Genomic DNA, 25,805 nt, shown 5'->3' with positions numbered 1-25,805 from the left:
TGGCCACACCCCGGATACGGCGGCCCGCTGGAGTGATCGCGGACCGGGCGGTCCCTAGCGTGTTGGCGCATGGCAACGATTTCCACGAAGTCCGTCCTGGCGTTGTCGGTGGCGGCGCTCGTGCTGGCGGCCGCGCCCGCGGCCACCGCCCGGCCGTCGCCCCCAGGACCGTCCGAGCGCTGCGGTACGCACGACGACGTCCGCCGGGCGCTGACCGCGCTCACCGCACACGACCGCATCCCCGGAGCCTCGGTGCTCGCCGACGGCCCGTGCGGACGCTGGGCCGAGACCGCCGGCACGGCCGATCTCCGCACCGGCCGTCCCATGAACACCACCGACCGGCTGCGCGTCGGCAGCGTCACCAAGACGTTCACCGCGACCGTCGTCCTGCAACTCGCCGCCGAGCACCGGCTCTCGCTGGACGCCTCCGTCGACCACTACCTGCCCGGGCTGATCGACGTCCACGGCTACGACGGGCGGCACATCACCGTAAGGCAACTCCTGCGCCACACCAGCGGGTTGCCCCACTATCTCGACGCGCCGGTGGCGGACCCCGACCGTTACAGCCCCCGGCTGCTGCGCGGCTCGGAGCCCGCCAACCGGCACGCCCTGCGGGACTGGGCCGCCTGGACCGCCGCCCGGAACACGACGTACGGCCTGGGCCGCACCCGGGACGCGGTGCTGACCGTCGTGGACCGGATCCAGGCCGCCGCCGAACGGGCGCCGCTGCGGGTCGGTGACTACCGCGTGGACGAGAGCACCGCCCCGATGGTCGTCTTCAACGGCCTCTCCCAGGACAACGACACGGCGTACGGCGACTTCGCGCAGGGCATGCGCGACCTGCGGGACGCGGCCGCCGGCAAGGCCGTCACCCCGAGCCCCTGGCTCGCGGACACGCTGGGCTTCACGCTGACCGGATCCATGTCGGACTACGGCAGCGTGCAGATGTCCATCCTGTGCGGTGACGTCGCCGCGCCACGCGATCCCGAGACGTACTGGCGTGACGTGCAACGGTCCCGCGCGCAGGACCCGTTGTTCGGGCCGGTGACCAACAACATCGGGCCGTGCGCCTTCTGGGACCCGCCGCGCGAGCGGCCGACCGTGATCAGGAACGACCTGCCTGCCTTGCTGGTCAACGCGACCGGCGATCCGCGCACCGTCTACCAGGGCGCCCAGGCGGTGCACCGCGACTGGCCCAGCTCCCGCCTGGTGACCCTGCGCGGCGCGGACCAGCACGCGGTGTTCGGTGTCTACGGCAGCGACTGCGTCGACGCGACGGTCAACGCCTACTTGGCGACCGAGAAGTTGCCGGCCACGGACGTCACCTGCGCCGCCTCCCCGCACTGAGGGACACCTCCGGGCCGGCTCCGGCGGAGCCGGCCCGGAGGCTCACACCGGGGTCAGGCCCTGCGCGCGTCCTGCGCCAGCGCCTTGAACTCCGGCCACCGCACGCGTGGCCGGGGCAGGCCGCGCCGGGACAGATAGCGGTCGGTGGCCCGCTTCGTGCTGCGGAGCACGCCCACCGCGTCGGTCGCACGGCCCGAGCCCATCGGCTCCACCACCTTGGCCGGGACCAGCACCCGTCCCGCAGCGCTCTCGCGCAGTTCGCCGCGCACGAGCGCGTTGTGCATGTGGTTCAGCCGCTCGTCGTGCCGGTGCACGAGGAGCGAGGCGGGGCCCGGTACGGCCGGGCAGTCGGCCGGCACCTCCACGGCGAAGCCCTCGGGCGTGGGCACCGGCCGGGTCCGGGCCAGCACCGGCGCCCCGGAGGCGTCGCGCGCGGCGAGCACGGCCGTCGGGAAACGCGCGAGTTGCGCGGCGCCCACCAGGTCACTGGCCGGAGCGGGGGTGCCGGACGCGGGCAACGGCGGCCGTACGACCACCTGTTGGGGCGTCACGGTGATCAGCAGCCGCAGGTAGTACCAGTCCATCAGCGGCCGCATGGGAGCGGTGAGGTACGACCGGCTGTGCGGCTGGCGTTCGAACAGCATCCGCCAGTAGTCCTCGGCGCCTTCGGGTCCGGTCATGATCTCGTCGGGGCATTCGGCGTGTCCGCCGACGAAGATCTGCGGGGGATCCGTACGGCCGCTGCCGGTGGGGTCGGAGAAGAGCAGGGCGACGCGGCCGTCCCGGCGGATGTTCAGCGCCTTCTGCGCGAACGCCAGGGAGGTGCTGAGCAGCAGCGTCCCGTCCGGACGGCGCCGCACGGCCGTCGGCCAGGCCACGGGCGAGCCGTCGCGGCCCAGGGTGACGAACTCGCAGGTCCGGTAGGCGTCCAGGACGTCGAGCGGGGCGGAGTCGAGTACGGTCACCGGTCTACTCCTCGTCCAGCGGGGCGCGCATGGTCCGGCGGTGGGCCGCGTACTGGCGCCGGCCGACGGCCTGCCACAGCAGGCGGCCGATCAGCGGGACCCTGCCCAGGAAGAAGGCGCTCTCCTCGGGTGTGGCCTCCTCCAGGATGGCGCCGAGGGCCAGCATGCGCTTGTTCTTCGGTATCCCTTCCATGCCGCGCTGTCCGACCAGGTCCCACTCGGCGACGGTCAGATGCCCGGCGACCAGCGGGAGCACCGACCGCTCCTCCTCGTCGAGGTGCTCCAGGAGCGCGGTGCGGTGTGCCTCCAGCGCGAGGGCCAGTTCCTCGCCGGAGATCCGGTCGGCGGACCGCTCCCACACCGGCGTCCACTCCGCCACGGCCGCCAGGGTGCGGTCGATGGTCGCGTGCTGCTCGGTCATCCGGCCCACCAGCGCCTCGTCCTGCGCCGCGCGGGACCGCAGCAGCGGCCAGATCAGTTCGTCCTCGGCGTGGTGATGGTGGTGCAGGCCCATGGTGTAGTCGCCCAGGGCCCCGACGATCCGCGCCGCGCGGGCCGTGTCACCTTCGGGTACGGCGCGCACCAACCGGGGCAGCAGCGCCGACTCGCGGCGGAAGACCCGGTGGACCACGACCATTTCGTGGGTATGAGGACGCTCGGCGGTGGCCGGGACGCCATGGCTGCTGTTGAGGGACACGCTTGCTTGCTCCAACGATCGGATGTCTGCGTCGACTGTCTGTGTCGACCATTCACCGTGCCGCACCCCACTTGGCGTCTGCTTGGCGCTCGACTTGGCGTCCGCCCGGCACGCGTCTCAGCACTCGTCCCGGCACCCGACCCGGCGTCCCGCAGTGGCCTGCGTTTATCGACTGTTGACGGGATCGAAGCGGTCCTCGGGTAGATTCCCGCGGCGTGCTGCGTTTGCGAGTCCTGGGTCCGCTGGGTGCCGAAGTCACCGGGGCACCGGTCGAGTTGGGTGCTCCGCGGCAGCGTGCCGTGCTGGCGCTGCTGATCGCGGCCCGGGGCGGTGTGGTACCGGTCGACCGGATGGCGGACGCGCTGTGGCGGGGTGAGCCCCCGGCGAAGGCGACCGTGTCGCTGCACGCCTATCTGTCCAACCTGCGCCGGTCGCTCGAACCAGGGCGCCCGCCGCGTGCGCCGGCCACCGTTCTGGTCACCGTCCCACCGGGCTACGCCCTGAGGCCGGCCCAGGACGCGGTGGACGCCTGGCGGTTCGAGACCTGGGTCGGGCGCGCCCGTGACGCCCCGGCCGAGGAGGCCCGGCGGCTGCTCGCCGAGGCGCTCGGCTGGTGGCGCGGGCCGGCCTTCGCCGAGCACGCGGACGAGGACTGGGCCGCCGCCGAGGTGGCCCGGCTCACCGGGTTGCGCGCCGAGGCCCGCGAACTCGCCGTCGCCGCCGAGCTGCGTACCGGCCGGGCGGCGCAGGCCGCGGCCGACGCCGAGTCACTGGTCCGGGAGGGGCCCCTGCGCGAGGAGGGCTGGCGGCTGCTCGCGCTCGCCCAGTGGGCCTGCGACCGGCAGGCCGACGCACTCTCCTCGCTGCGCCGCGCCGCCGCCGTGCTGCGCGACGAGCTCGGCTGCGATCCCGGGCCCGCGCTGCGGGACCTGGAGCGCGCCGTACTCGACGGGCGGCTCGACGTGCTGCGCGCGGCCGTTCCCGAGCCCGCGGCCGTCGCCCTGCCCCCGCGCACCGGGCGCGGTCTGTTCGTGGGCAGGGGCGCGGAACTGCGTGCCGTGGACACGGCCGCCCGGGACGCACGGCAGGCGGGCGGTGTCGTCCTGGTCACGGGCGAGGCCGGCGCGGGCAAGTCCGCGTTTCTCGACCGGGCCGCCGTCCGGCTCCGGGAGGCCGGCTGGCGGGTGGTGATCGGCCGCTGCCCCGAGTACGAGGGCGCACCGCCTGCCTGGGCCTGGGTGGAGGCGCTCGGCGCGCTCGCCCGCGAGGTGCCGCCGGCCGGGCCCGACGAACTGGCCGTGCTGCTGCGGGAGCCGGAGAGCGCGGCCGCCCCGACCCGCGACGAGGCCACCGCGGGCCGCTTCCGTATGCACCGCGCCTTCGCCGCCTGGCTGCGCACCGCGGCCTCCGGGGCGCCCCTCGCCGTCCTCCTCGACGACCTGCACCGTGCCGACGCCGAGACGCTCGCCCTGGTCGAGGCGGCGGCCGCCGTCACCGGGGTCCCCCTGCTCACCGTCGCCGGTTACCGCCCCGCCGAGGTCGGCGAACACCTTGTCAAGACCCTCGCCCACCTCGCCCCGGCCGCCCCGCACCGGATCGCGCTCGGCGGCCTGCCCCCGCACGACACCGCCACCCTGGTCGACGCCGTCTGCGGGGCGCCCGTGGATCCGGCGACCGTGACGGCGCTGGCCGAGCGCACCGGCGGCAACCCGTTCTACGTCCTGGAGAGCGCCCGTCTCCTCGCCGACGAGGGCGCCCTGGTCGCGGTCTCCGAGGTTCCCCAGGGGGTGCGTGACGTGCTGCGCCGACGCCTCGCGCTGCTGCCCGCCGCCGCGCGGTCGGTCGTCCAGCTCACCGCGGTGCTGGGCCTGGAGGCCGAGGTGTCCCTTCTCGTCGACGCCGCCGAACTGGACGAGGAACAGGTGCTGGAGGGCCTGGACGCGGCGCTGGCCGCCGACCTGCTCGCCGAACCCGGGCCCGGCCGCGTACGGTTCGTGCACGCCCTGGTCCGTGACACCGTCTATGCCGGCCTGTCCGGCGTACGGCGCTCCCGGCTGCACGCCCGGGTCGCCCGGCTGCTGCGCCACCACCGCCCCGGCGAACTCGCCGCCCTGGCCCACCACTTCGCCCGCTCCGGCAGCGCCGCCGACGCCCCGCTCGCCGTCGACTACGCACTGCGGGCCGCCGAGGCCGCCGAACGGCGGTACGCCCATGACGTCGCCGTCGCGCTCATCCGGCAGGCGATCGACACCCATACCGCGGCCATGGGCGAGGATGCCCAACCCGACGGGCTGATCGAACTGTTGGTGCCGCTGCTGGGTGCGCAGGTGCGCACCGGTGCGACGGACGCGGCCCGGCGCACCCGGCAACGGGCGGTGGAACTCGCCGAACAGGCCGACCGCGGCGACCTGGTCGCGGCCGTCTACGGGGCGTGGACCGAGCCCGCGCCCTGGCGCAGCCGGCTCGAAGGACCGTACGACCGGACCGCGCTGGCCCGCCTCGAACGGCTCGCGTCCGATACCGGGCTGGACGGCCCGACCCGCTCCCGCGTCCTCCAGGTCCTCGTCGACGCGGTCGCCGCGGAGGACGCGCCCCGGGCTCTGGAAGCGGCCGACGCCCAGCTCGCACTCGCCCGTGCCGACGGCGAACCACGGCTGATGGCCGCCGCGTTGATGACCTCGGCGCGGCTGCTGCCGCACGAGACCCGGGCCGCCGAGCGACCACCCCTGACCGCCGAGTTGCGCGAGCTCGCCCGCGCCCACGACCTGCCCGCCTACCGCTGGGTCTGCGAGCACCTCGACGCGATGACCGCCGCCGCCCGCAACGACCCGGCCGCGGTGCACCGGCACACCGCGCAGGGCCTGGTCCTCGCGCGCCGCTACCGCATGGTGTGGGCGCAGGGACTCAGTGCCGCGACCTCCGCGATGCTGGCCGTCGTGACCGGCCGCTTCGAGGCGGCGGAGGCCGGTTACGCCGAGGCCGACACCCTGCTGCAGCGGGTGGGCGCCCACCACGCCACCGGGCTGCGCACGCTCGGGCTGATCAGCATGCGGCTCGCCCAGGACCGGGTGGCCGAGATCGAGCCGATGGTCCATGCCGTGTACGAGTCGGCGGGCGGCTCGGTCGCCGTGGCCCATGCGCTGGTGCTGGCCCGTCTCGGCAGACTCGACGAGGCAAGGGCCGTACCCGTCTCGCCGGATCCGCTCCAGGACCATCTGTACGGCCTGGAACTGGACTTCCGCGCCCAGCTCGCCGTGCTCCACCGGGATCACGAGGCCGCGGTCGCCCTCCTCGGGCACCTGCTGCCGGTGCGGGACCAGCTCGCGGGCGCGGCGGGCGCGGCCTACGCGAGCCGACCGCTCGCGCACGCCCTCGCCGATCTGCACCGGCTGCTCGGCGAGGACCGGGATGCCGCCGAGGGCTACGCACAGGCCGAACGCACGGCACACGCCTGGGGTTCGGCCCATCTCGCCGCGAGCGCCCGCCGGGCCGCCGCGGAGCTGGCCGAGACCCGGGCGCGCAGGCGCACCTTCGTGTCCCGGCCGGGCGGCTGACCCGGCCGGGACCCGAAGTCGGTCGGTACCTCAGCCGCCGAGCGCGAGGTCGACCACCGCCTTGGCCTCCTCCTGCACCCGGGCCAGGTGGTCGGGGCCCTGGAAGGACTCGGCGTAGATCTTGTACACGTCCTCGGTGCCGGACGGGCGGGCCGCGAACCAGGCGTTCTCCGTGGTCACCTTGATGCCGCCGATCGCCGCGCCATTGCCCGGCGCCTCGGTGAGCACGGCGGTGACCGGCTCGCCCGCCAGGGTCTCGGCGGTGACCTGGGCCGGGGAGAGCCTGGCCAGGAGGGCCTTCTCCTCGCGGTTCGCGGGGGCGTCGATACGGGCGTAGGCCGGTTCGCCGAAGCGGGCGGTCAGGTCGGCGTAGTGCTCGGACGGGGTCTTGTCCGTCACGGCCGTGATCTCGGAGGCGAGCAGGGCGAGCAGGATGCCGTCCTTGTCGGTCGTCCAGACCGAGCCGTCCCGGCGCAGGAAGGAGGCGCCGGCCGACTCCTCGCCGCCGAATCCGATCGCGCCGCTGACCAATCCGTCGACGAACCACTTGAACCCGACGGGTACCTCGACGAGTTGACGGCCGAGGTCGGCGGCGACCCGGTCGATCATCGAGGAGGAGACCAGGGTCTTGCCGACCCCGGCGTCCGCCGCCCACTGCTCGCGGTGGCGGTAGAGGTAGGAGATGGCGACGGCGAGGTAGTGGTTGGGGTTCATCAGGCCGGCGTCGCGGGTGACGATGCCGTGCCGGTCGGCGTCGGCGTCGTTGCCGGTGGCGACCCGGAACTCGTCCCGCTTCTCGATCAGCGAGGCCATGGCGTACGGCGAGGAGCAGTCCATGCGGATCTTGCCGTCCCAGTCCAGCGTCATGAAGCGCCAGGTGGGGTCGGTGTACGGGTTGACCACGGTGAGGTCGAGCGAGTGCCGTTCGGCGATCCGGCCCCAGTAGGCGACCGAGGCGCCGCCGAGCGGGTCGGCGCCGATGCGCAGCCCGGAGGCCCGGACCGCGTCGAGGTCGAGGACGCTGGGCAGGTCGTCGACGTAGACGCCCATGAAGTCGTAGCGGCCGGTGGTGGGCGCGGCGAGCGCGCGCTCGTACGGGATGCGCTGTACGTCCTTCATCCCGCCCGCGATGATCTGGTTGGCGCGGTCCTGGATCCAGGAGGTGGCGTCGGAGGCCGCGGGGCCGCCGCTCGGCGGGTTGTACTTGAAGCCGCCGTCGGCGGGCGGGTTGTGCGAGGGAGTGACGACGACGCCGTCCGCGAGGCCGGTCGTACGGCCCCGGTTGTGGGTGAGGATGGCGTGCGAGACGGCGGGGGTGGGGGTGTAGCCGTCGGCGCTGTCGACGAGGACGGTGACGCCGTTGGCGGCGAAGACCTCCAGCGCGGTGACCTTGGCGGGCTCTGACAGGGCGTGGGTGTCGGCGCCCAGGAACAGGGGGCCGTCGGTGCCCTGGCCGCTCCGGTACTCGCAGATGGCCTGGCTGGTGGCCGCGATGTGGTCCTCGTTGAACGCGGTCGTCAGCGACGATCCGCGGTGTCCCGAGGTGCCGAACGCGACGCGCTGGCCCGGGTCGGCCGGGTCGGGGTGCAGCGCGTAGTAGGCCGTGACCAGCCGGGCCACGTCGACGAGGTCCTCCGGAGCCGCCGGCCGGCCCGCTCGCTCATGCGGCATGAGTCCACTTCCTCCGCAGTCGTTGATCGATCGCTCGGCGCCCATCTTTCCTTGTCAGCGGCGGTGGACGCGAGTGCGGCACCGTCGGTACGCCGAAGACACGGCGGGTTCACGGCGGGTTCACAGCAGCCGCAGGGCCCCTGCGGGCCCGGTGGGCGCACACGAAAGGACCCCCGGACGGTTCCGGAGGGCCCTCGCGTGTCGTTCGGTGGGCTGCGGACATCCGCCGTCAGTGTGCTGCGGACATCTTCCGTGCGGCGGCCGGAGCCCTCGCCGGCTTCGGGTTGAGCACGCGCTCGGCCAACTCGCCGAAGAGCAGCCCGAATCCGCCCCACAGCGTCAGCTGGATGGCCAGTGCCGAGAGCCGGAACCGCCACAGCAGGGTGGCCGGGAAGTCCTTCGGCACCTCGTTGACGACCGGCAGGAACTGGTAGGCCAGCCCGATGACGACGGCGAACGCGACCACCGCGAGCACGGTCGCCCACCAGGTGCCCAGCCGTGGCTGGAGCCGCTTGCCGAGGATGGTCGCGGCGACCGCCAGCAGCACGCTGAGCAGCATCATCAGGAAGTAGAGGGTGGTGCGTTTCCCGATGGTGTCCGGGTCGCCCACCGACGGCGGGTTGGCCGGGTACTTCAGGAACGGCACCACGTACACGGCGAGCAGCGCGCAGCCCGACAGCAGCAGAGCCGTCGCCCGCGGCGAGAAACGCCCGACGCGGCCCAGGGCGAAGCAGAAGGCGAGTGCGGCGATACCGCCGAAGGCGACCCCGTACACCAGCACACCGGTGGCCAGGCCCGCGGTGGACTGCAGGGAACGGGACACGACCTCCATCTCGTGCTCGTGCGAGTGGGCGTGCTCGAAGCTGATCGCCTTGTCGACGTTCGGCTCACCGAGCAGGTAGGCGGCGACCAGGGCGAGCACGCCGGCGGCAAGGCCGGCGAGCATGCCCCGCACCAGGAGGTTCCGTACCGTTGCGGAGTTCATGTGATGTACGGCGTCCCTCGCGTCAGTGGCAGGGGAAACCGAGCAGATGGCGGGCGTCGTGCACCCACTCGTGGACGTCCGTGCCGTTGAACACGGAGGTGGCGCCCTGCTCGGCGCCGACGAAGTAGAGCAGGACGAGCATCAGGATGCCGAAGAAGACCGCCCAGGGAGCTATCGCGGACAGCGGCAGCTTGGCGGGAACGGCAGGGGTGTTGGCTGTCGGCGGAGCGACGGTCTGCGCCATGGCAGGACCTCCTCTGGGAGTTCGCGTCCCAACTCGGTGGTGCACATGACGACGGCCACGGGTCTGACTAGCAAGCACCCGGGGGCTCTTGCATACAGTGGCGCGACCGTGCCGGATTCCCACCGGCTTCCGTCTCGCCGTCGTCGATATCGGACAGACCGTACCGCGTGTCGGAGGCACGGCCAAGACCGCGTCACCGGTCGTGATCTTCATCTCGTGCTTGGTGGGCGGTCGGCGGCGCGGCTCGTCCGGGCGGGGCGAGGCCCAGTTCGCGCTCGCCGAGCGGGGCGAAGAAGCGGTCGACGTCGGCGTCGGTGACCTCGGCGAGGGTGGCCGGGGACCAGTGCGGGTCGCGGTCCTTGTCGACGACCTGGGCTCGGATGCCCTCGACCAGGTCGTGGGTGGCGAGGGTCGCGCAGGAGACCCTGTACTCCTGGTCCAGGACCTGCTCCAGCGAGCCGAGTCGCCGGGCCCGGCGCAGGGACTTCAGGGTCACCTTGAGGGAGGTCGGCGACCTGGTGAGCAGGGTCTCCGCCGCCTGCTTCGCGGCCGGGTCGCCGTGCGCGGACAGCCGCTGGACGATCTCCTCGACGGTGTCGGCCGGGTAGCAGGCGTCGATCCACGCGCGGTGGCCGGCCAACTCCCCTTCGGGCGCCGACCGTACATGTCTCGCGAGCGCTTCCGGTACGGGCAGTTCGGCGAGGTCGTCGGCGAAGGGCCGGATCGAGCCGGACGGCATGAAGTGGTCGGCGAGTCCGCACAGCAGGGCGTCGGCGGCGCCGATCTGTGCGCCGGTCAGGGCGAGATGAGTGCCCAGTTCGCCGGGGGCGAGGGCGAGCAGGCGGGTGCCGCCGACGTCGGGGACGAAGCCGATCCCGGTCTCCGGCATGGCGATCCGCGAGCGTTCGGTGGCGATCCGGACGCTGCCGTGTGCGGAGACGCCGACACCGCCGCCCATGACGATGCCGTCCATGATCGCGACATACGGCTTGGGGTAGCGGGCGATCCGGGCGTTGAGGTGGTACTCGTCGTACCAGAAGGCGGCCGCGGCGGTGCCGTCGCCGTCGCGGGCGTCGTCGTGGACGGCACGGATGTCACCGCCGGCGCACAGGCCGCGCTCCCCCGCGCCGGTGATGACGACGGTCTCGACGGCCGGATCGTGCTCCCAGGCGGTCAGGGCTTCGGCGATCCGCAGCACCATCGGGTGCGAGAGCGCGTTGATCGCCTTCGGCCGATTGAGGGTGATGTGTGCGGCCCGGCCGGTCGTGTGGAGCAGGACGTCGCTCATCCGGACGCCTCCGTCGGTTCGTGGGCCACGGTGACGCGCATGTTCTCGTCGGTTCCTTCCGGGGTCGGGTGGACAGGTCGGTCACGGACGATCTTCTCGCGACCGGTCGGTCCGCAGCGCGACGGCCCGTCGGAGTGCGTCCCGGCAGGCCACGACGGCGGGGTGCCCGCCCCGCCCGCGGCGTACGACGGTGAAGACACGGCGCCCGGCGGGGAGTTGCCGCAGCTCGGCCGTCACCGGCTGTCCGTCTAGGACCAGGTCGGGAAGGAAGGCGGCCGCGAGTCCCTCCTCCACGAGGCGGAGGTGGAGCAGCAGGTCGGTGGTCTCGAAGCGTACGTCCGGTTCGAAGCCCGCGTCGCGGCACACGCTCAGGGCCCAGTGCCGTGCCGGAGTTCCTTCGAGTTCCATCACCCAGGGGTGGTCGGCGAGTTGCCGCAGTTCCGTCGTCGGGCCGCCCGCCGATGGCGGCAGGGCGAGGTGAAGGGGATCGTCGAGCAGGTCCCGCTGTTCGAGTTCGGCGGGCCGACGCTGGGGGTTGCCGGGGTACTCCTCGGCGAGGACCAGGTCGAGTCGCGGGCCTGGAGGGCCGGAAGGGACTTTTCCGGCTCCATGTGGGTGACGTGGACGCGCAGGTGCGGATGGGCCTCGTGCAGCAGACCGGAGCGCGGCGGAGACCAAGGACCAGGGCAGCCGTCTGGAACAAGGCGACGCGCAGGGTACCGGTCAGGTCGGTGAGGAAGGTCTCGATTTCGGCCTCGGCGCGTTCCAGGCGTTCGAGGACGGCTCCGGTGTGGGCGACGAGGATCTCGGCCTGCTCGGTCAGCCGCACCCGCCGCCCGACCGGCTCCAGCAGCAGGACACCGGCCTCGGCCTCCATCTGGGAGAGCTGCTGGGAGACGGAGGAAGGGGCGTATGACAGGGCCGCGGCGACGGCGGCGAGCGTGCCCCGGTGCTTGAACTCGCGCAGCAGGCGCAGCCGGTGCAGGTCGAACATCACCGGCCCGACCTCCCAGCAGCCTGGGCGCGCAGGCGCTGCGGGAGCACCGGCGCGGCGCGCCGGCCCCGGCGGCGGACCCACCTGGCCCGACCGCCGGAAGCGCTCGGCGGACCGGTCTGCTCTGCAACCTGTTCAACCCGAAGATCGCCGTCTTCTACACCGGACTGCTCCCCGCCCTGGCCCCGCCGGGGTGGCCCGCCGCATGGGCCATGGCCCTCCTGGTGCTCCTGCACGTCGGTCTCACGCTGGTCTGGCTGGGCTGCTACGTACTCCTGGCCTCCAGGGCCCGGCACGTCCTCGAACGCCCCGAAGTCCGGCGCACGCTGGGGCGGGCCACGGGCGTCGTACTGATCGGCTTCGGCGTCCTGTTGGCGGTGGCCGCATGAGTGTGCGGGGGACGGAGCCCAGGTCGCATTCGGCCGGAGCCTGTCACATCCGCGTGCCGGGCGGTGTCTTCATGCAGAACAGCCGGCGCACACCGCGTCGGCGACGCACAAGGAGAACAGCATGGCGCTGCGCCTTCCGAAGGCCGAACTCCCCGCCGAGCTCAAGGAGAACATGGTCGAACAGCTCGGGGCCGTGCCCGAGAACGTCGAGGTGCTCTGGCACAGCCCTCAAGTCACGCAGGACAGCCTTGAGTTCGGCGGCAGGGTGGGCGCGTGGGACGCGGCCGACCCGGGCCTCAAGTCGTTCGCTCACATGGCGGTGGCGGCGCAGGTCGGCTGCAGCTGGTGCCTGGACGTCGGCTACTTCCAGGCGCGGAACGAGAACCTGGACCTGACCAAGGCCAGCCAGGTGCCGCGCTGGCGGGAGTCGGAGGTGTTCACGCCGCTGGAACGGGATGTCATGGCGTACGCCGAGGCCATGACGGAAACCCCGCCGACCGTGACCGACGAGATGTACGCGGGCCTCCTGGACCGGCTGGGCGCACCGGCGATGGTCGAGCTCACCGCGCTGATCGCCTACGTCAACCTGGCGACCAGGGCCAATGTGGCGAACGGGGTCACCTCGCAGGGCTTCTCGGACACCTGCGAGATCCCGCTGGCGAAGCGCCCGAATCGTCCGGCGACGGCATGATGGCCGACGTGCTCGAAGAGGATCCTTTCGTCTCCCACCACAGTCTGTTGTTCACGGTCGCCTACGAGATGCTCGGGTCGGCGGCCGACGCGGAGGACGTACTGCAGGAGTCCTGGCTGCGGTGGGCCGGTGCCGACCGGGCGCAGGTACGGGACCCGCGGGCGTATCTCGTCCGGATCGTCTCCCGTCAGGCGCTCAACCGCCTGCGGACGCTGTCCCGCAGCCGCGAGGACTACGCCGGCGAGTGGCTGCCGGAACCGCTGCTGACCAGCCCGGATGTCGCCGAGGACGTGGAACTCGCCGAGAGCGTGTCGATCGCGATGCTCACCGTCCTTGAGACGCTAGCGCCGACCGAGCGGGCGGTGTTCGTGCTCCGCGAGGTCTTCGAGGTGCCGTACGGCGAGATCGCGGAGGCGGTGGGCAGGTCCCCGGCCGCGGTACGGCAGATCGCCCGGCGGGCCCGTGAGCATGTGACGGCCCGGCGGCCCCGGGTCCGGGTGAGCCCGTCGGAGCGGCGGACCGTCGTGGAGCGGTTCCTGGCCGCGCTGCGCACCGGGCAGGTACAGGAGCTGATGGAGGTGATGGCACCCGACGTGGTCCTGGTCACCGACGGCGGCGGGCTCGCGAACGCCGCGCTCGCACCGGCCCACGGAGCCGAGCTGGTGGCGAGGCTGCTCGCACAGCAGGACCGCACGGTGTCGCCGGTGTGGCTCAACGGCGCACCCGCGGGCCGGATCGAGGCCGGTGGCCGAATGGCCACGGTGAGCGTGGAGGTGGCCGACGGCCGGGTCACTCGCATCCACGCGGTCGCCGCCCCGCGGAAGCTGACCCGGCTGGACGAGCCTGCCGAACTCACCCGGTGAACTCCTCCGGTTCCGGGCGGGGCGGCGCCGCCCCGCCCGGAACTCATCCCAGTCCCGGCAGGCTGCGCAGTTCCGTCGTGCGCAGGAGTCGTGCGAAGGCCAGGAACAGCAGCACCATCGTCAGCCCGCCCGCGGCCAGCGAGAGATAGCCCGACATCGAACTCCGGTCGCAGGCACGGGTGATGAACCAGCCGGCGACACCGGCGGCGGTGGCGGCCGCGACCAGCTTCGCGTACGTACGGCAGATCCGCCGTCCGTCGAGCAGTCCCTCGGTGCGCCGCCGCAGCCGCACGGCCGTCAGCAGCAGGCCGATCCCGTAGGACAGGGAGTAGGCGGCGGCCATCCCGGTGACCGCCCAGCGCGGGGAGAGCAGCAGATGGCAGGCCAGGGCGAGCGCGATGTCGATACCGCTGATCCAGACGGCCATCCGGAACGGCGTGCGGGTGTCCTCGAAGGCGTAGAAGCCGCGCAGCAGCAGGTACTGCGCGGAGAACGGGATCAGTCCCAGGCCGAAGGCCTGCAGCATTTCGCCCAACGGGACGGTCTCGGCGACGTCGGCGGTGCCGTGGGCGAAGATCAGCCGGGCGATCCGGGGTCCGAAGGCGAGGAAGAAGAAGGCGGCCGGGACGATGACGACACCGCTGACCCGCAGCGCCCGGGACAGGTCCGTGCGCAGATCGCCGAGCCGGTCCTCGGCCACGGCCCGGCTCATCCTCGGCAGCAGCGCGGTCACCAGGGAGACGGTGACGATCGACTGGGGCAGCATCCAGATCTGCTGGGCGTAGCTGTACGCGGTGAAGCCGACGCCGTCGTCCGGCCGGGCCGCGTCGGCCGCGGAGGCCAGCCTGGTGACGACCGTGCTCGCCACGAGGTTGGCCAGCACGAACAGCAGGGTCCAGCGCGCCGCGGAGACGCTCTTGCGCAGGCCGGTGCCGCGCCAGTCGAAGCGCGGGCGGAACCGGAACCCGGCCGCGATGGCGTAGGGGATCAACGCGAGCGCCTGGACGGCCAGGGCGACGGTGGTGCCGATCCCGAGCAGCCTGACCTGGGCGCCGCTGATGTCCGAGACCTGTTCCGGAACGGTCAGCAGGCCGAGGTAGAGCCCGAACATGGTGATCAGGACGACGTTGTTGAGGACCGGTGTCCACATCATGGCGCCGAACCGGTTCCGGGCGTTGAGGACTTGGCCGAAGATGCTGAAGACACCGTAGAAGAAGATCTGCGGGAGCAGGAAGCGGGCGAAGACCACGGTCAGCTCGAACGCGTCGTGGGTGGCCGGCGTGTCCCGCTGGTAGACGCTGATGATCTCGGGCGCGGCCCAGGTGGCCAGTGCGGTCCCGAGGCCGAGGACACACAGCACCAGCGTGACCAGGCGCTGTTCGAAGGCGGCGCCGCCGTCGGGGTCCTCGGTGCGGGCCCGGACCAGTTGGGGCACCAGGACGGAGTTGAGCGCACCGCCGATCAGCAGGAAGTACAGGCTGGTGGGGACGGTGTTGGCCTGGTTGTAGGTGGTGGCGAACAGACCGGTCCCCAGTGCGGCGGCCTGTAACACCATCCGTATCAGCCCGGTGGCGCGCGAGACCACCGTGCCCGCCGCCATCAGTGCGGACGAACGCGCCAGCCCGCCGCCGCTCCTGGGCTTCGCGTGCGACCGCGCCGAACGCTCCGTCGTCGTCTTCTCGATCATGGGCCCAATCTACTGACGCAGCGCCCGCGGGCTGGACACCGGCTGCCGACTCCCTTTGGTTCAGGCGGAGTTGGTGCGGACCCGGATCGTCAGCGGGAGCAGATCACGGTGACGAGGGTGAAGGAGGCGAAGAAGGGCCCCTCGGAGAGCGAGGTGAACCACCGGCGGCCGCGGGCCTCTTCCACATGACCGTCCTGGATGGCCCGCTGCATGTTCCGGCCGAGTCCCAGGGTGTGGTCCGCTTCCGGGAAGTCGAGGAAGACGGGTGTGGTGGCCCGCACGGTCTCGACCACGAAGCCCGTGCGCTGTGCGTGACGGGCGAGGCTGCGGCCGATGGTGGCGTGCCGGACCGCTTCCGAGGTGGTGTACCGCGTGAAGGCGCGGCTCGTTTCGAGATCCTCCGCATCGACGATCAGGGTGTCCCAGTCGGGCTCCGCCAGAGCGATCCGGGATCCCGGACGCGTTGCCGCGTGGAGTTGCGCCAGCACTTCGGTCGGCTCGTCGACATGCATGAGGACCCGGTCGATCTTGGCCCTGTCGACCGTGCCGGGCTCGACGGGCAACGCGTGGACGTCGGCTTCGCGGATCTCGACGGCCGGCAGGTCGCCGGTGCGTCGGCGGGCTTCGGCCAGCATCGCCGGGTCGCGGTCCACTCCGATCACCGTGCCGCTCACGCCGACGCGCTCCGACAGTGCGGGAAGGTCCGTGCCCGGGCCGCATCCCACGTCGAGCACGGTCTGGCCCGGCCGGACGTCCAGCAGTTCCAGCAACTCCTGCTTGTAGGCGCGGCCGACGCCGGCCGCGCCTCGCAGCATGTAGACGGCAGGGTCCGGTCGGGGTGCGCCGAGAGTCGTCGCCATGCGAAAAAGTGAAGCACGGTCCTGTTCCGTGGACGGCGCAACGCGAGAACCGGTGATTCGTTCAGGCTGCCGACGCGGGCTCGATCGCGGCCGTGATCACTCCAGTTCGCCCCGGGTTCCCTGTTCCTCCTGCTCGCGGGCCACGACGGCGGCGGAGACGACTGTCGCGGCGGTGAGACTGCCCCAGAGGGCGGCCGGGCCGTGGGGTGCGAGCGTGGTGATGACCGCCGGGGAGACGGCGAGGCCGAAGCCCGTGGAGAGCTGGAAGCGAGCGAGGGCCCGGCCCAGGACATGGGCCGGGGCGAGGGCGGTGACGAGCGCGGTGGCGCTGCCGGCGTAGATGATCTCGCCGATCGTGCAGACCACGGACACCGCGGCGACGGCCGGGACAGCCCAGCCGTGTCCCAGTGCGGCGGCCGCGAGGAAGCCCAGGTAGGACACGGCCAGCACCACGCCGGAGAGAGCCAGCACGGCCCGCCGGGAGTAGCGGGACATCAGGACGGTGACCGGCACCTGCAGGGTGACCACCAGCACCGTGTTGGCCACGAAGACGGCCGCCGGCCACATCGGGGACGCGTGGAGCTGCGTCACCAGGACCAACGGGAGTGCGATCTCGGGGACGTTGAGGCAGAAGACGTAGATCACATTGGCGGCGAGCAGCGTGCGCATCCGGGGCGCGGGCCCGTCGTGACCGTCCCCGGCCTGTGCGGCGGCCTCCGGCTGTGCGTGTACGTGGACCGACCATGCCAAGGAGGCTGCGGCGAGGTAGGCGAGCCCGGTGACAACCGCCAGCGCCCGCAACGCGGTGGTGCCGCCGGCCAGGCATGCGGTGGCGAGGAGTGCTCCGACGCCCAGGGCGGCGTTGCGCAGGGCACGGGCTCCCGCGAGCGCGGTGTCGCGTTCCCGGCCGTGGGCGACCGTGGCCACGAGAGCGGCGTGGGCGGCCGGCCAGGCCTGGTTGCCGATGCCGAGGAAGAGCGCCGCCGTCGCGAAGAGCCGGACGTCCCCCGCCGGGGCGGCCAGCAACAGCGCCACGCCCAGCACCCGTACCAGCATGGCCGCCGCCACGACCGTGCTGCGTGCGCCCCGGTCCAGCCAGCGGCCCACCGCGGGCATGCATGCGAGACCCGCGACGACGCCGGCCGTCATGGCGGTGCCCGTGACGGGAGCGGACAGTTTCAGCACCGTAACGCCGTAGAGCAGCAGAAAAGGCCGCAGCAGGCCGGTGCCGAGCGCGTCCACGGCCAGGGCGACGGTGTAGCGGGGGCCTCCGGAGGCGCGGACGAGGGTGCGGGGCCGGATTCCGGTGATGGTTGTCATGGCGTCAGACGGTGCGTCCGGCCGCCGGTGCAGGGCGCGTCGATTGACGTCCTTCGTCAATCGACGCCGTCACCTGGGTGTCCTGGCGCTGATGATGGGGGGATGACGCTGAGGATCGACATCAGCGGTCTGCCGTCCGAGCCGGTGCGGTTCGCCGCCTCCCCGCTGGCCGAGCTGACCGCGATGCTGCATGTGCTGGCCGAACCCGGTCACCATCCGCAGTTCGCCGGCTGGGCCGCGGACGTCTGGGCCGGGCTGCGGCCGGAGTCGGCCGAGCGGCTCAGGGAGGCGGAGTTCCTCTGGCGTTCCTCACAGGCCGACTTCCTGATCCCGGCGCGGCCCCGGCCGACCCTCGCCGAGGAACTGGACGACGTGGACCGGATCGACGACGAGACCTATGTGACCGCCGCGCTCGTCACCACGTGCGGCAGCAACCGGGTCCATTTCCGCGGGGCGTCGCCGCTCACCGACACGACCGCGCGCGAGCAGGCCCTGGACCTGGCCCAGGCCCGCGGCGCACTGCAGGAGGCCTTCGCGGAACGGCTGCTCGCGGACCCGGCCGCGGTGCGGGCACGGGTGCGCCACACCCTCGAAGCATGCGCCGAGGCGTTCTTCGACGACGCCTGGGCGGGCGTCGCGGTGCGACTCGCCACCGATCTGCGGCTGAAGAACGAACTGCTCAGGCGCCAAGGCATCGGGGCGGCACTGGCCTCGGTCTCCGGCGCGGTCACCCTGGCACCGGACGGCGGCTGCATCATCGTGGACAAGGTGCAGGACAAGGCGACCGCCGCCCGTGGCGCGGGGGTCACCTTCATCCCCAGCGTCTTCGGCCGCCCGCACCTGGTCGCGGTGCACGCGCCCGGATGGCATCCGGTCGTGCAGTACCCCGTGGCCGAGCCGGGTCCGGCGGCGCCGGTCTCCCTGGAGACGGTCACCCTCCGCCTGGAGGCGCTCGCGCATCCGGTACGGCTGCGGCTGCTGCGCACCCTGGCCCGTGGCCCGCACACCACCGCCGAGCTGGCCCACTTCTGGGAACTCTCACCCCCGGAGGTGTCCCGCCACCTCGCCGTGCTGCGCCGCGCGGGCCTGCTCACGTCCCGCCGGCAAGGCCGTTACGTCCGCTACACCCTCAATCTGCCTGATCTGACGGATCTGGGACCCGACCTGCTCGCGGCCGTACTGCGCTGAGCGACCCGGGTCCGCCCGGCGCGGCACGTCAAGCGGCCGGGCGGCCCTCAGTCGTCGGGGATGCCGGCTCCGCTGAGCGCGGGGACGGTCCGCTCCGGGTGGGCCAGGGAGCGGACGCCGAGGCGGAACCGGTCGAGCCTGTCGATGATCGTCTGGCCGACCGGGGTGTGGCCCCAGACGCTGATGCCCTGGTGGGTGCCGGGTTCCCAGGTCGACTCGTCGATGACGATGGGGTTCCAGCCGACCTCCCACTCGAAGCCCGAGGGGGTACGGGCGTAGTAGGAGAGTTCCTTGTCGTTGGTGTGCTGTCCGACGGACAGGGCCATGTCGAAGCCGAGTTCGTGCACGCGCTGGTAGCTGCGGGCCAGGTCGTCCAGGGAGGCGGCCTGGATGTTGAGGTGCTGGACGCGGGTGCGGACGGGGTCGATCGGCAGGCCGCGTACGGCGGCGATCGCGAGGGAGTGGTGGCGTTCGTTGACGCGCAGGAAGCGGATCTTGAGCTTGACGCCGCTGATGGTCTCGTCGATGTAGTCGGTGAGGCGGGCGTCGAAGACGGTGTCGAAGTAGCCGTGCATCAGGGCGGGTCGGGTCGAGGTGATCGCCACATGGCCCATGCCCGCGTCGCCGGTGACCCAGCCGGAGGCGAGCATGTCCAGGGGTTCGGCCGAGCGCACCGGGGTGGTGCAGATCTCCTGGGTGATGCCCTTGGGCCCGGGGAATCGGAGCAGGCGTTCGACGCCGCGCTGCTTCGCCTCCTCGGCGGTGCCCTCGGCCACGGGGACGCCGTGGGCGCGGACGCGGGCCTCGATCTGCTCGAAGGCGGCGTGGTCGTCGACGTGCCAGCCCGTCGCGACGACGTCCTCGGCAGGTCCGCGGCGCAGCAGGAAACGGCATTCCCGGTCGTCGAGACGGAACCGCATCAGGCCGGTGTCGAGGTCGTCGTGGTGCATGCCGATGGCGTCGGTGCCGAACCGGCGCCAGTCGGCGAACCTGTCGGTCTCTATGACGAGGTGGCCGAGGTGGACGGCCCCGAAGACGGAGGTGGCGTTCATCGACGGCCTGCCAGGAAGTCGGCACAGACCCGGTTGAAGAGTTCGGCTCGTTCGAACTGCACCCAGTGCCCGGTGTTGGCGACCTCGTACAGATCGCAGTTGGGCATCCGGGCGGCCAGCATCCGGCCGCCGGAAGGGCGGTTGACCTTGTCGGCGGCGCCCCAGAGCACCAGGGTCGCAACGGGCAGCCGGGACAGCCGTTCGTCGCGGGTGAAGTCCGTCCTCCACAGGGTGCGCAGCGCGTTCGGGCCGGAGGGGCGGCGCAGCGGCGGGGCTGCCACGACTTCCGGGTCGATGCTCGCCAGGTAGCGGGCGTCGATCACCGAGTCCGGGACGTCGGCGGCGTTGAAGACGAGGTGGTTGCGGATGAACTTCTCCAGCTTCGGCCGCGAAGGGCCGTCCCCGGTGTAGTAGTCGAGGAGGCTGTTGAGGCCGGGGGTGGGCAAGGCGCGGGTGGTGCCGATGCCGCCGGGACCCATCAGGACCATCCGGTCGACCCGGTCGGGGGTGTCCAGGGCGAGCCGCAGGGCGCAGGCGCCGCCGTAGGAGTTGCCCACCAGGTGGGCCCGGTCCAGGCCGAGTGCGTCGAGCAGGCCGCGGATGCCGTCGGCGAGGTCTCCGAAGGGGTCGGTACCGTCAACTCCCTTGGTGCTGCGGCCGTAGCCGGGCAGGTCGGGGACGATGACCCGGTACTCCCTGGCCAGCTCGGCGATGTTGCGGCTGTAGTTGGAGACGCCCGAGGCGCCGGGGCCGCCGCCGTGCAGGAGCAGGACCGGCGGGCCGTCGCCGGTCTCCGCGACGAAGATTGTCTTGCCCGGGACGTCGAGCAGGTACTCCTGCATCGGCGGAAGTGGCGCGTGCGTGGTCATGGCGGTCCCTAACGTGCGGCGGCGGTGGTCGGTACGGCTGCGAACCCGGCCGGGGGCGGCGGGAGCGGGGCGCCGGCGGGCGCGGCCGCGTAGACGTAGGCGTCCGGGCGCAGCGCGACGGTGGTGGCACGGTGCCCGGCAAGCCAGGCCAGCAGCACGCCGTCGCTGTCGACGACGGCGCCGTCGGCCGGCTGCGAGCCCGCGGGCAGGACGGCGAGTGACGGGACTCCCGCCCGCTCCCACGCGGGCTGCGAGGCGGGCGGGCCGCCGTGCAGCAGCAGCCAGCGGCCGGCGAGGACGTCGTCCAGGCGGGCCCGGGTGCCGTCGGGTGCGGTGACCCAGGGCTGTGGGATCTGGTGTCCGGAGGCCTTGGTGCGGGGGTGGGCCTGGAGGCCCTCGGCGTAGGACGCGGCCGGGATCCAGTGGGAGTCCGTCAGCCGGGAGGTGAGGCCCGACAGCGGGCGGAGCGCGCGGAGCGCGGTGTCCCGGACGCGGGCCACCGGGAGCCGGCGTTCGGTGATGATCCGGCCGACGAACACGGCCCGCCGGGTGACCTCCTTGACGTGCGGCTTGCGTTCGGCCTCGTAGGAGTCGAGGACCGTCTCGGGCAGTTCGCCGCGCAGCACGGCGGCGAGTTTCCAGCACAGGTTCGCCGCGTCCCGCACGCCGGCGGCCATGCCCTGGCCGATCCACGGCGGCATCGCGTGCGCCGCGTCCCCGGCGAGGAAGACCCTGCCCGCCCGGAAACGGGCGGCGAAGCGGACATGGTGGCTGTAGACGGTGGCGCGCAGGATCCTGATCCGGTCCCGGCCGATGCCGTACCGGGAGACCATCGTGTGGATCGCGTCGTCGGTGGTCAGGTGCTTCTCGTCGTCGCCGGGCAGGATCGGGAACTCCCAGCGGTGATGTCCCAGCGGGGTCGGGCAGTCCACGGCCGGTCGGGCGGGGTCGCAGCGGAACCGCAGCCGGTCGTGGTCCGGCCACGGCTTCAGCATCTCGGTGTCGACGACGACCCAGCGGTCCTCGTACGTCCGCCCCTCGTAGCCCACGTTGAGCTGGGCGCGGGTGAGGCTGGAGCCGCCGTCGGCCGCGACGACGTAGGCCGCGCGCAGCCGCCGTACCGAGTCGTCGGCGGTCCCGGCCACCGTCAGCTCCACGCCCTCGGCGTCCTGACGCAGTCTCAGGCACTCGTGGCGCAGCAGGACTTCCACGTTCGGGTAGCGGTCGACGCCCTCGCGGAGGACCTTCTCCAGCGCGGGCTGGTAGATGAACATCTGCGGCGGATGACCGTGGCCGCGGGATGTCGGGGAGGCGCTGAGGAAGGTACGGCCCCGGGCGTCGACGAAGTCGAGCGGGCGCTCGGCGAGCATGTCCTGCTTCAGCCGGTCGGCCAGGCCGATGCGCTGCCAGATCCGGATGACCTCCTCGTCCGTGGAGATCGCCCGGGCCCGGGAGTAGACCTCGGCGTCCCGCTCCAGCACGACGACCCTGAGGCCCGTCGCACCCAGCAGGTTCGCCGCGGTCACCCCTGTGGGCCCGTAGCCGATCACCGCCACGTCGTAGGCGTTGTCGTGGGCCCTGTTCTCGGAGCTGATCCCGGTCACCAAGCCACCTCGCTGTCGTTCCTGTCACGGCTCTTTGCTGTAGCGTCCACTCCAATTGGAATGAACGCTACGGTAAGCACGCCGTAAGGGACGGTCAAGGGCCGTCGCGGCGGTCGCCGGTACCGAGAAAGCCGAGGGCCAGCCCCATGACCACGTCACCCCGCCGGATCGATGTCCACCAGCACCTCGTCCCGGGCTTCTACCGGGACGCCCTCGCCAGGTCCGGCATCACCGAAGCGGGCGGCCGCGCCCTGCCCGAGTGGAGCCCCGAGGCGGCTCTGGAGCTCATGAACCTGCTGGGCACCGAGACCGCGATCCTGTCCGTCTCCACCCCCGGCACCGCCTTCCTCGCCGACCCCGGCGAAGCCGCCGGACTGGCCCGGCGCCTCAACGACTTCGCCGCCGCGCTCCCCGCCCTCCACCCGGGCCGCTTCGGCTGGTTCGCCACCCTGCCCATGCCCGACGCCGCCGCCTCCGCCCAGGAGGCCGAGCGGGCCCTGACCGAGCTCGGCGCCGACGGCGTGACCCTGCTCGCCAACAGCGACGGCGGCTACCTCGGCACCGGCGGCCGGGACGCCCTGTGGCGGGTCCTGGACGAGCACCACGCCGTCGCCTTCGTCCACCCGGCCGAACTGCCGGCCCCCGCGGTCGAAGGCATCCCGCCCTTCGCCGCCGACTTCCTCCTCGACACCACCCGCGCCGCCTACCTGCTCGTCCGCAACGGGGTCGTACGCCGGTACCCGAACATCCGGTTCGTCCTCAGCCACGCCGGCGGCTTCGTCCCGTACGCCTCCCACCGCATGGCGGTCGCCATCGCCGCCGACACCGGACGCAGCCCCCTCGACATCCTCGACGACCTCCGCGGCTTCCACTTCGACACCGCGCTCTCCTCCAGCCCCGCCGCCCTGCCCACGCTGTTCGCGTTCGCCCGCCCCGGACACGTCCTGTTCGGCAGCGACTGGCCGTTCGCGCCCACCGCCGCGGGCCAGTACTTCGCGAACGGACTCGACAGCGGCGTCGGCCCCGGCACCCTCGCGGCGATCGACCGCGGCAACGCCGAAGCCCTCTTCCCCCGCCTGGCCGGCAGCGCCCCCGCGCCCGCCGCGGCCCGACCGCTTCCGGTACGCCTGCGCCGGTCCGCGCAACGCGCCGCCGCCCGCCTCTTCTTCAAGCTCGTACAGCCCGGACCCGACTGAGGTCGCGCCCGACCCGGCTAGCCGAAGGCCGCTGCCGGGACCGCGGCGGATTCGCCGAGCTCGGCCCAGACCGTCTTGCCGTGCCGGGCGTGCCGGGTGCCCCACCGGTCGGCGAGCTGGGCGACCAGCAGCAGACCTCGTCCGCCCTCGTCGAACCCCCGCGCCCGGCGCATGTGCGGAGTGGTGCTGCTGGCGTCGGAGACCTCGCACAGCAGCGTGCGGTCGTGGATGAGGCACAGGGTGATCGGGGCCGTGCCGTAGCGGATGGCGTTGGTGACCAGTTCGCTGACCACCAGCTCGGCGGTGAAGTCCAAGTCCGCGAGCCCCCAGTCGCTCAGCTGCCGGGAGACGTCCGAGCGGGCCCGGGCGACGACGGCGGGGTCGGCCTCCAGCTCCCAGGTGGCGACCCGGTCGGCCCCGAGGCCGTGCGTGCGGGCGAGGAGCAGGGCGATGTCGTCGTCGGGATGCCCGGTCAGCAGTGCGTCGAGCACGGTGTCGCAGACCGCGTCCAGGGAGGGCGCGGGCTGCGCGAGCAGCTCCCGCAGGGTGGTGAGGCCCACGTCGACGTCGTGGTCGCGGGCCTCGAGCAGGCCGTCCGTGTAGAGGGCGACGAGGCTGCCCTCGGGCAGGCCGACCTCCACCGTCTCGAAGGGCAGGCCGCCGAGGCCGAGGGGCGGGCCTGGCGGCAGCTCCAGGAGGTCCGCCTCCCCGTCGCGGATCACCACGGCGGGCGGCACATGACCGGCGCGGGCCAGGGTGCAGCAGCGGGAGACCGGGTCGTAGACCGCGTACAGGCAGGTGGCGCCGATGTAGTCCGCCTCGTCGGCCTCGGCGTCCGGGTCGGCGGCGGCCTCGGCGGACAGCCGCAGGACGACATCGTCCAGATGCGTGAGGAGCTCGTCGGGCGGCAGGTCGATGTCGGCCAGGGTGCGTACGGCGGTCCGCAGCCGGCCCATGGTGGCGGCGGCGTGGATGCCGTGGCCGACGACGTCACCCACCACGAGCGCCACCCGGGCCCCGGACAGCGGGATCACGTCGTACCAGTCGCCGCCCACCCCGGCCTCGGGGCCGGCCGGCAGATACCGGTAGGCGACCTCGACGGCCGACTGCCGGGGCGCGTGCCGCGGGAGGAGGCTGCGCTGCAGTGCGAGGGCGGTGGCGCGGGCGTGTGTGTAGCGGCGGGCGTTGTCCACGGCGACGGCCGCCCTGGCCGCGATCTCCTGGGCCAGGAGCAGATCCTCGTCGTCGAAGCGGAGGGGGTTGCGGTAGCGCACGAACTCGGCGACGCCGAGCGTGGTCCCCCGGGCACGCAACGGCACCGTCAGGGTGGAGTGGACCTCCCCGGCGTCCAGGGGCCCGTCGCTGTGGTGCCGGGCGGGCCGACCGGTGGCCAGCGCGAACGCCGGGAACGATCCGTCGGGGCAGGTGTGAAGGTCCTGCTGCGCCGCACCGGAGCCGCTCCAGGTGTGCGGCTCCCCCACCGCCCCCGGACCGGTTCCGGCGGGCGGCTCCTCGACCGCCCCGGGACCGCTTCCGGTCCGCAGCTTCTGCGCCGCCCCCGGACCACTCCCGGTATGTGCCTGCCCCACCGCCCCCGGACCCGTCCCGTCCACCGCTGCCAGGGCGACCCGGCGGAGTACGAACGGGCCCTCGCCCATGGCGTCCCGGCCGTGGAGCAGGGGATCCAGGAGGTCGACGGTGACGCAGTCGGCGAACCGCTCGGTGGCCAGGTCGGCCAGTTCCTGGGTGGTGCGGACGATGTCGAGGGTGGTCCCGATGCGCATGCCCGCCTCGTTGACGATCGCCGTCCGCCAGCGCAGCCGCCGGTCCCGCTCCTCCTGGAACACCGCGACGCCCCGCTCCGACGTGCGGTCCACGTAGACGGTGGACACCGCGTTCAGCCTGCGGGCCGCCGCGCTGACCTCCTGGGGATCGTCGCTGAGCCGGGGCAGCTCGGCGAGCAGCCAGTCGATGACGATCTCCTCGCCCAGCCGGAAGGCGCGCAGCATCGAGCTGAGCGGCGTGCCGTGCCGGGCCAGCTGGCGGGCACGGTCCGCGTCGGCGGGCGGTTGCACGATGCGGCCGGGGTCCACGGCGTGCTCCAGGCCGTACAGGGCGGCGGCGACGTGCTCGGAGATGTTCTCGGAGGCGAGCCGGGCCACGCTCGGGTCCTCCCACAGTTCGGGAAGCTCACGCCGCAGGCGCCGGTCCACGTCGGCGATCACCTCGTGGGCGCGCAAGCCGAGCTCACGGGCCGCACGGGACAGGAGACTGCCGGGCGCCACACACACGACGGTACGCCGGTCGCGCGCCCGGCTCACCGGGACGACGGGCCCTCGGG

At 73.0% G+C, this 25,805-nt stretch carries 22 protein-coding genes, 1 pseudogene and 1 riboswitch; of the genes and pseudogenes, 8 read left to right on the top strand and 15 right to left on the bottom strand.

What is annotated here, in order from left to right; translation table 11 throughout:
• Positions 1 to 69 precede the first annotated feature (69 nt).
• Complete coding sequence (locus EDD90_RS49170; protein WP_123979514.1) at positions 70 to 1,347, top strand: serine hydrolase; 1,278 nt, start codon at positions 70 to 72, stop codon at positions 1,345 to 1,347.
• Positions 1,348 to 1,400: 53 nt separating this feature from the next.
• On the opposite strand, the gene EDD90_RS49165 is transcribed toward EDD90_RS49170, so the two are convergent.
• Together EDD90_RS49165 and EDD90_RS49160 are read right to left on the bottom strand one after the other, a co-directional pair.
• Complete coding sequence (locus EDD90_RS49165) at positions 1,401 to 2,312, bottom strand: pyridoxamine 5'-phosphate oxidase family protein (RefSeq protein WP_123979512.1); 912 nt, start codon at positions 2,310 to 2,312, stop codon at positions 1,401 to 1,403.
• Positions 2,313 to 2,316: 4 nt separating this feature from the next.
• A complete protein-coding gene (locus EDD90_RS49160) occupies positions 2,317 to 3,009 on the bottom strand; it encodes a hemerythrin domain-containing protein (RefSeq protein WP_260328571.1) in 693 nt (230 codons plus the stop codon).
• A gap of 215 nt (positions 3,010 to 3,224) precedes the next feature.
• On the opposite strand from EDD90_RS49160, the gene EDD90_RS49155 reads away from it, so the two are divergent.
• On the top strand, positions 3,225 to 6,563 hold the full coding sequence (locus tag EDD90_RS49155; protein ID WP_260328570.1) for a BTAD domain-containing putative transcriptional regulator: 3,339 nt from the start codon (positions 3,225 to 3,227) through the stop codon (positions 6,561 to 6,563).
• Positions 6,564 to 6,593: 30 nt separating this feature from the next.
• On the opposite strand, the gene pgm is transcribed toward EDD90_RS49155, so the two are convergent.
• The 5 genes from pgm to EDD90_RS49130 all read right to left on the bottom strand — a co-directional run bounded on the left by pgm (position 6,594) and on the right by EDD90_RS49130 (position 11,429).
• Positions 6,594 to 8,234 (bottom strand): phosphoglucomutase (alpha-D-glucose-1,6-bisphosphate-dependent), encoded by a 1,641-nt coding sequence (gene pgm, locus EDD90_RS49150; RefSeq protein ID WP_123979510.1) that lies wholly within the window; start codon positions 8,232 to 8,234, stop codon positions 6,594 to 6,596.
• A gap of 229 nt (positions 8,235 to 8,463) precedes the next feature.
• Positions 8,464 to 9,219, bottom strand: coding sequence for a CbtA family protein (locus EDD90_RS49145; protein WP_123979508.1), 756 nt, complete (start codon positions 9,217 to 9,219; stop codon positions 8,464 to 8,466).
• A gap of 22 nt (positions 9,220 to 9,241) precedes the next feature.
• On the bottom strand, positions 9,242 to 9,463 hold the full coding sequence (locus EDD90_RS49140; RefSeq protein ID WP_123979506.1) for a CbtB-domain containing protein: 222 nt from the start codon (positions 9,461 to 9,463) through the stop codon (positions 9,242 to 9,244).
• Between the two features lie 36 nt (positions 9,464 to 9,499).
• Positions 9,500 to 9,640: riboswitch (cobalamin riboswitch) on the bottom strand.
• Positions 9,641 to 9,656: 16 nt separating this feature from the next.
• Complete coding sequence (locus EDD90_RS49135) at positions 9,657 to 10,751, bottom strand: enoyl-CoA hydratase/isomerase family protein (RefSeq protein WP_123979504.1); 1,095 nt, start codon at positions 10,749 to 10,751, stop codon at positions 9,657 to 9,659.
• 81 nt (positions 10,752 to 10,832) lie between these two features.
• Positions 10,833 to 11,429 (bottom strand): LysR substrate-binding domain-containing protein, encoded by a 597-nt coding sequence (locus EDD90_RS49130; protein ID WP_398927969.1) that lies wholly within the window; start codon positions 11,427 to 11,429, stop codon positions 10,833 to 10,835.
• A 112-nt stretch (positions 11,430 to 11,541) separates the two neighbouring features.
• On the opposite strand from EDD90_RS49130, the gene EDD90_RS59260 reads away from it, so the two are divergent.
• Complete coding sequence (locus EDD90_RS59260) at positions 11,542 to 11,667, top strand: hypothetical protein (protein WP_398927966.1); 126 nt, start codon at positions 11,542 to 11,544, stop codon at positions 11,665 to 11,667.
• Here the strand turns inward: EDD90_RS59260 and EDD90_RS59255 are convergent.
• Positions 11,617 to 11,745 (bottom strand): annotated as a pseudogene (locus tag EDD90_RS59255) (LysR family transcriptional regulator); the annotation flags it as partial. The gene EDD90_RS59260 and the pseudogene EDD90_RS59255 sit on opposite strands and share 51 nt — an antisense overlap.
• 23 nt (positions 11,746 to 11,768) lie before the next feature.
• Here EDD90_RS59255 and EDD90_RS49125 point away from each other — a divergent pair.
• From EDD90_RS49125 to sigJ, 3 genes are all read left to right on the top strand, one after another.
• Complete coding sequence (locus EDD90_RS49125; protein WP_123979502.1) at positions 11,769 to 12,134, top strand: LysE family transporter; 366 nt, start codon at positions 11,769 to 11,771, stop codon at positions 12,132 to 12,134.
• A 121-nt stretch (positions 12,135 to 12,255) separates the two neighbouring features.
• Positions 12,256 to 12,825 (top strand): carboxymuconolactone decarboxylase family protein, encoded by a 570-nt coding sequence (locus EDD90_RS49120; RefSeq protein WP_123979500.1) that lies wholly within the window; start codon positions 12,256 to 12,258, stop codon positions 12,823 to 12,825.
• Positions 12,825 to 13,688, top strand: a complete 864-nt coding sequence (gene sigJ / locus EDD90_RS49115; protein WP_123982444.1) for an RNA polymerase sigma factor SigJ — start codon at positions 12,825 to 12,827, stop codon at positions 13,686 to 13,688. Before EDD90_RS49120 ends, sigJ begins: the two co-directional genes overlap by 1 nt.
• A 43-nt stretch (positions 13,689 to 13,731) precedes the next feature.
• Here sigJ and murJ read toward each other — a convergent pair whose 3' ends face one another.
• From murJ to EDD90_RS49100, 3 genes are all read right to left on the bottom strand, one after another.
• On the bottom strand, positions 13,732 to 15,375 hold the full coding sequence (murJ, locus tag EDD90_RS49110) for a murein biosynthesis integral membrane protein MurJ (RefSeq protein WP_123979498.1): 1,644 nt from the start codon (positions 15,373 to 15,375) through the stop codon (positions 13,732 to 13,734).
• A gap of 89 nt (positions 15,376 to 15,464) precedes the next feature.
• On the bottom strand, positions 15,465 to 16,235 hold the full coding sequence (locus tag EDD90_RS49105; protein WP_123979496.1) for a methyltransferase domain-containing protein: 771 nt from the start codon (positions 16,233 to 16,235) through the stop codon (positions 15,465 to 15,467).
• Positions 16,236 to 16,331: 96 nt separating this feature from the next.
• On the bottom strand, positions 16,332 to 17,555 hold the full coding sequence (locus EDD90_RS49100) for an MFS transporter (RefSeq protein ID WP_123979494.1): 1,224 nt from the start codon (positions 17,553 to 17,555) through the stop codon (positions 16,332 to 16,334).
• Between the two features lie 102 nt (positions 17,556 to 17,657).
• Between EDD90_RS49100 and EDD90_RS49095 the strand changes: the two genes are divergently transcribed.
• Positions 17,658 to 18,743 (top strand): DUF5937 family protein, encoded by a 1,086-nt coding sequence (locus EDD90_RS49095; RefSeq protein ID WP_123979493.1) that lies wholly within the window; start codon positions 17,658 to 17,660, stop codon positions 18,741 to 18,743.
• A gap of 47 nt (positions 18,744 to 18,790) precedes the next feature.
• Here the strand turns inward: EDD90_RS49095 and EDD90_RS49090 are convergent, their stop codons facing one another.
• From EDD90_RS49090 to EDD90_RS49080, 3 genes are read right to left on the bottom strand one after another with little or no spacing between them, the layout of a single operon-like run.
• On the bottom strand, positions 18,791 to 19,795 hold the full coding sequence (locus EDD90_RS49090) for a VOC family protein (protein ID WP_123979491.1): 1,005 nt from the start codon (positions 19,793 to 19,795) through the stop codon (positions 18,791 to 18,793).
• Positions 19,792 to 20,664: an alpha/beta fold hydrolase gene (locus EDD90_RS49085; RefSeq protein ID WP_123979489.1), complete on the bottom strand. Its 873-nt coding sequence runs from the start codon at positions 20,662 to 20,664 to the stop codon at positions 19,792 to 19,794. The genes EDD90_RS49090 and EDD90_RS49085 overlap by 4 nt, the downstream gene beginning before the upstream one ends.
• Positions 20,665 to 20,672: 8 nt before the next feature.
• Positions 20,673 to 22,268 carry a bifunctional 3-(3-hydroxy-phenyl)propionate/3-hydroxycinnamic acid hydroxylase gene (locus EDD90_RS49080; protein ID WP_123979487.1) on the bottom strand — a complete coding sequence of 532 codons (1,596 nt, stop codon included), beginning with the start codon at positions 22,266 to 22,268 and terminating at the stop codon, positions 20,673 to 20,675.
• A 146-nt stretch (positions 22,269 to 22,414) separates the two neighbouring features.
• On the opposite strand from EDD90_RS49080, the gene EDD90_RS49075 reads away from it, so the two are divergent.
• Positions 22,415 to 23,464 carry an amidohydrolase family protein gene (locus EDD90_RS49075; RefSeq protein WP_123979485.1) on the top strand — a complete coding sequence of 350 codons (1,050 nt, stop codon included), beginning with the start codon at positions 22,415 to 22,417 and terminating at the stop codon, positions 23,462 to 23,464.
• Between the two features lie 17 nt (positions 23,465 to 23,481).
• Here EDD90_RS49075 and EDD90_RS49070 read toward each other — a convergent pair whose 3' ends face one another.
• Complete coding sequence (locus tag EDD90_RS49070; RefSeq protein ID WP_260328569.1) at positions 23,482 to 25,749, bottom strand: SpoIIE family protein phosphatase; 2,268 nt, start codon at positions 25,747 to 25,749, stop codon at positions 23,482 to 23,484.
• Between the last annotated feature and the right edge of the window lie 56 nt (positions 25,750 to 25,805).

It is taken from the genome of Streptomyces sp. Ag109_O5-1, assembly GCF_003814875.1.
GTDB classification, from domain to species: domain Bacteria; phylum Actinomycetota; class Actinomycetes; order Streptomycetales; family Streptomycetaceae; genus Streptomyces; species Streptomyces sasae.
This window is presented reverse-complemented; position numbering and strand designations above follow the sequence as displayed.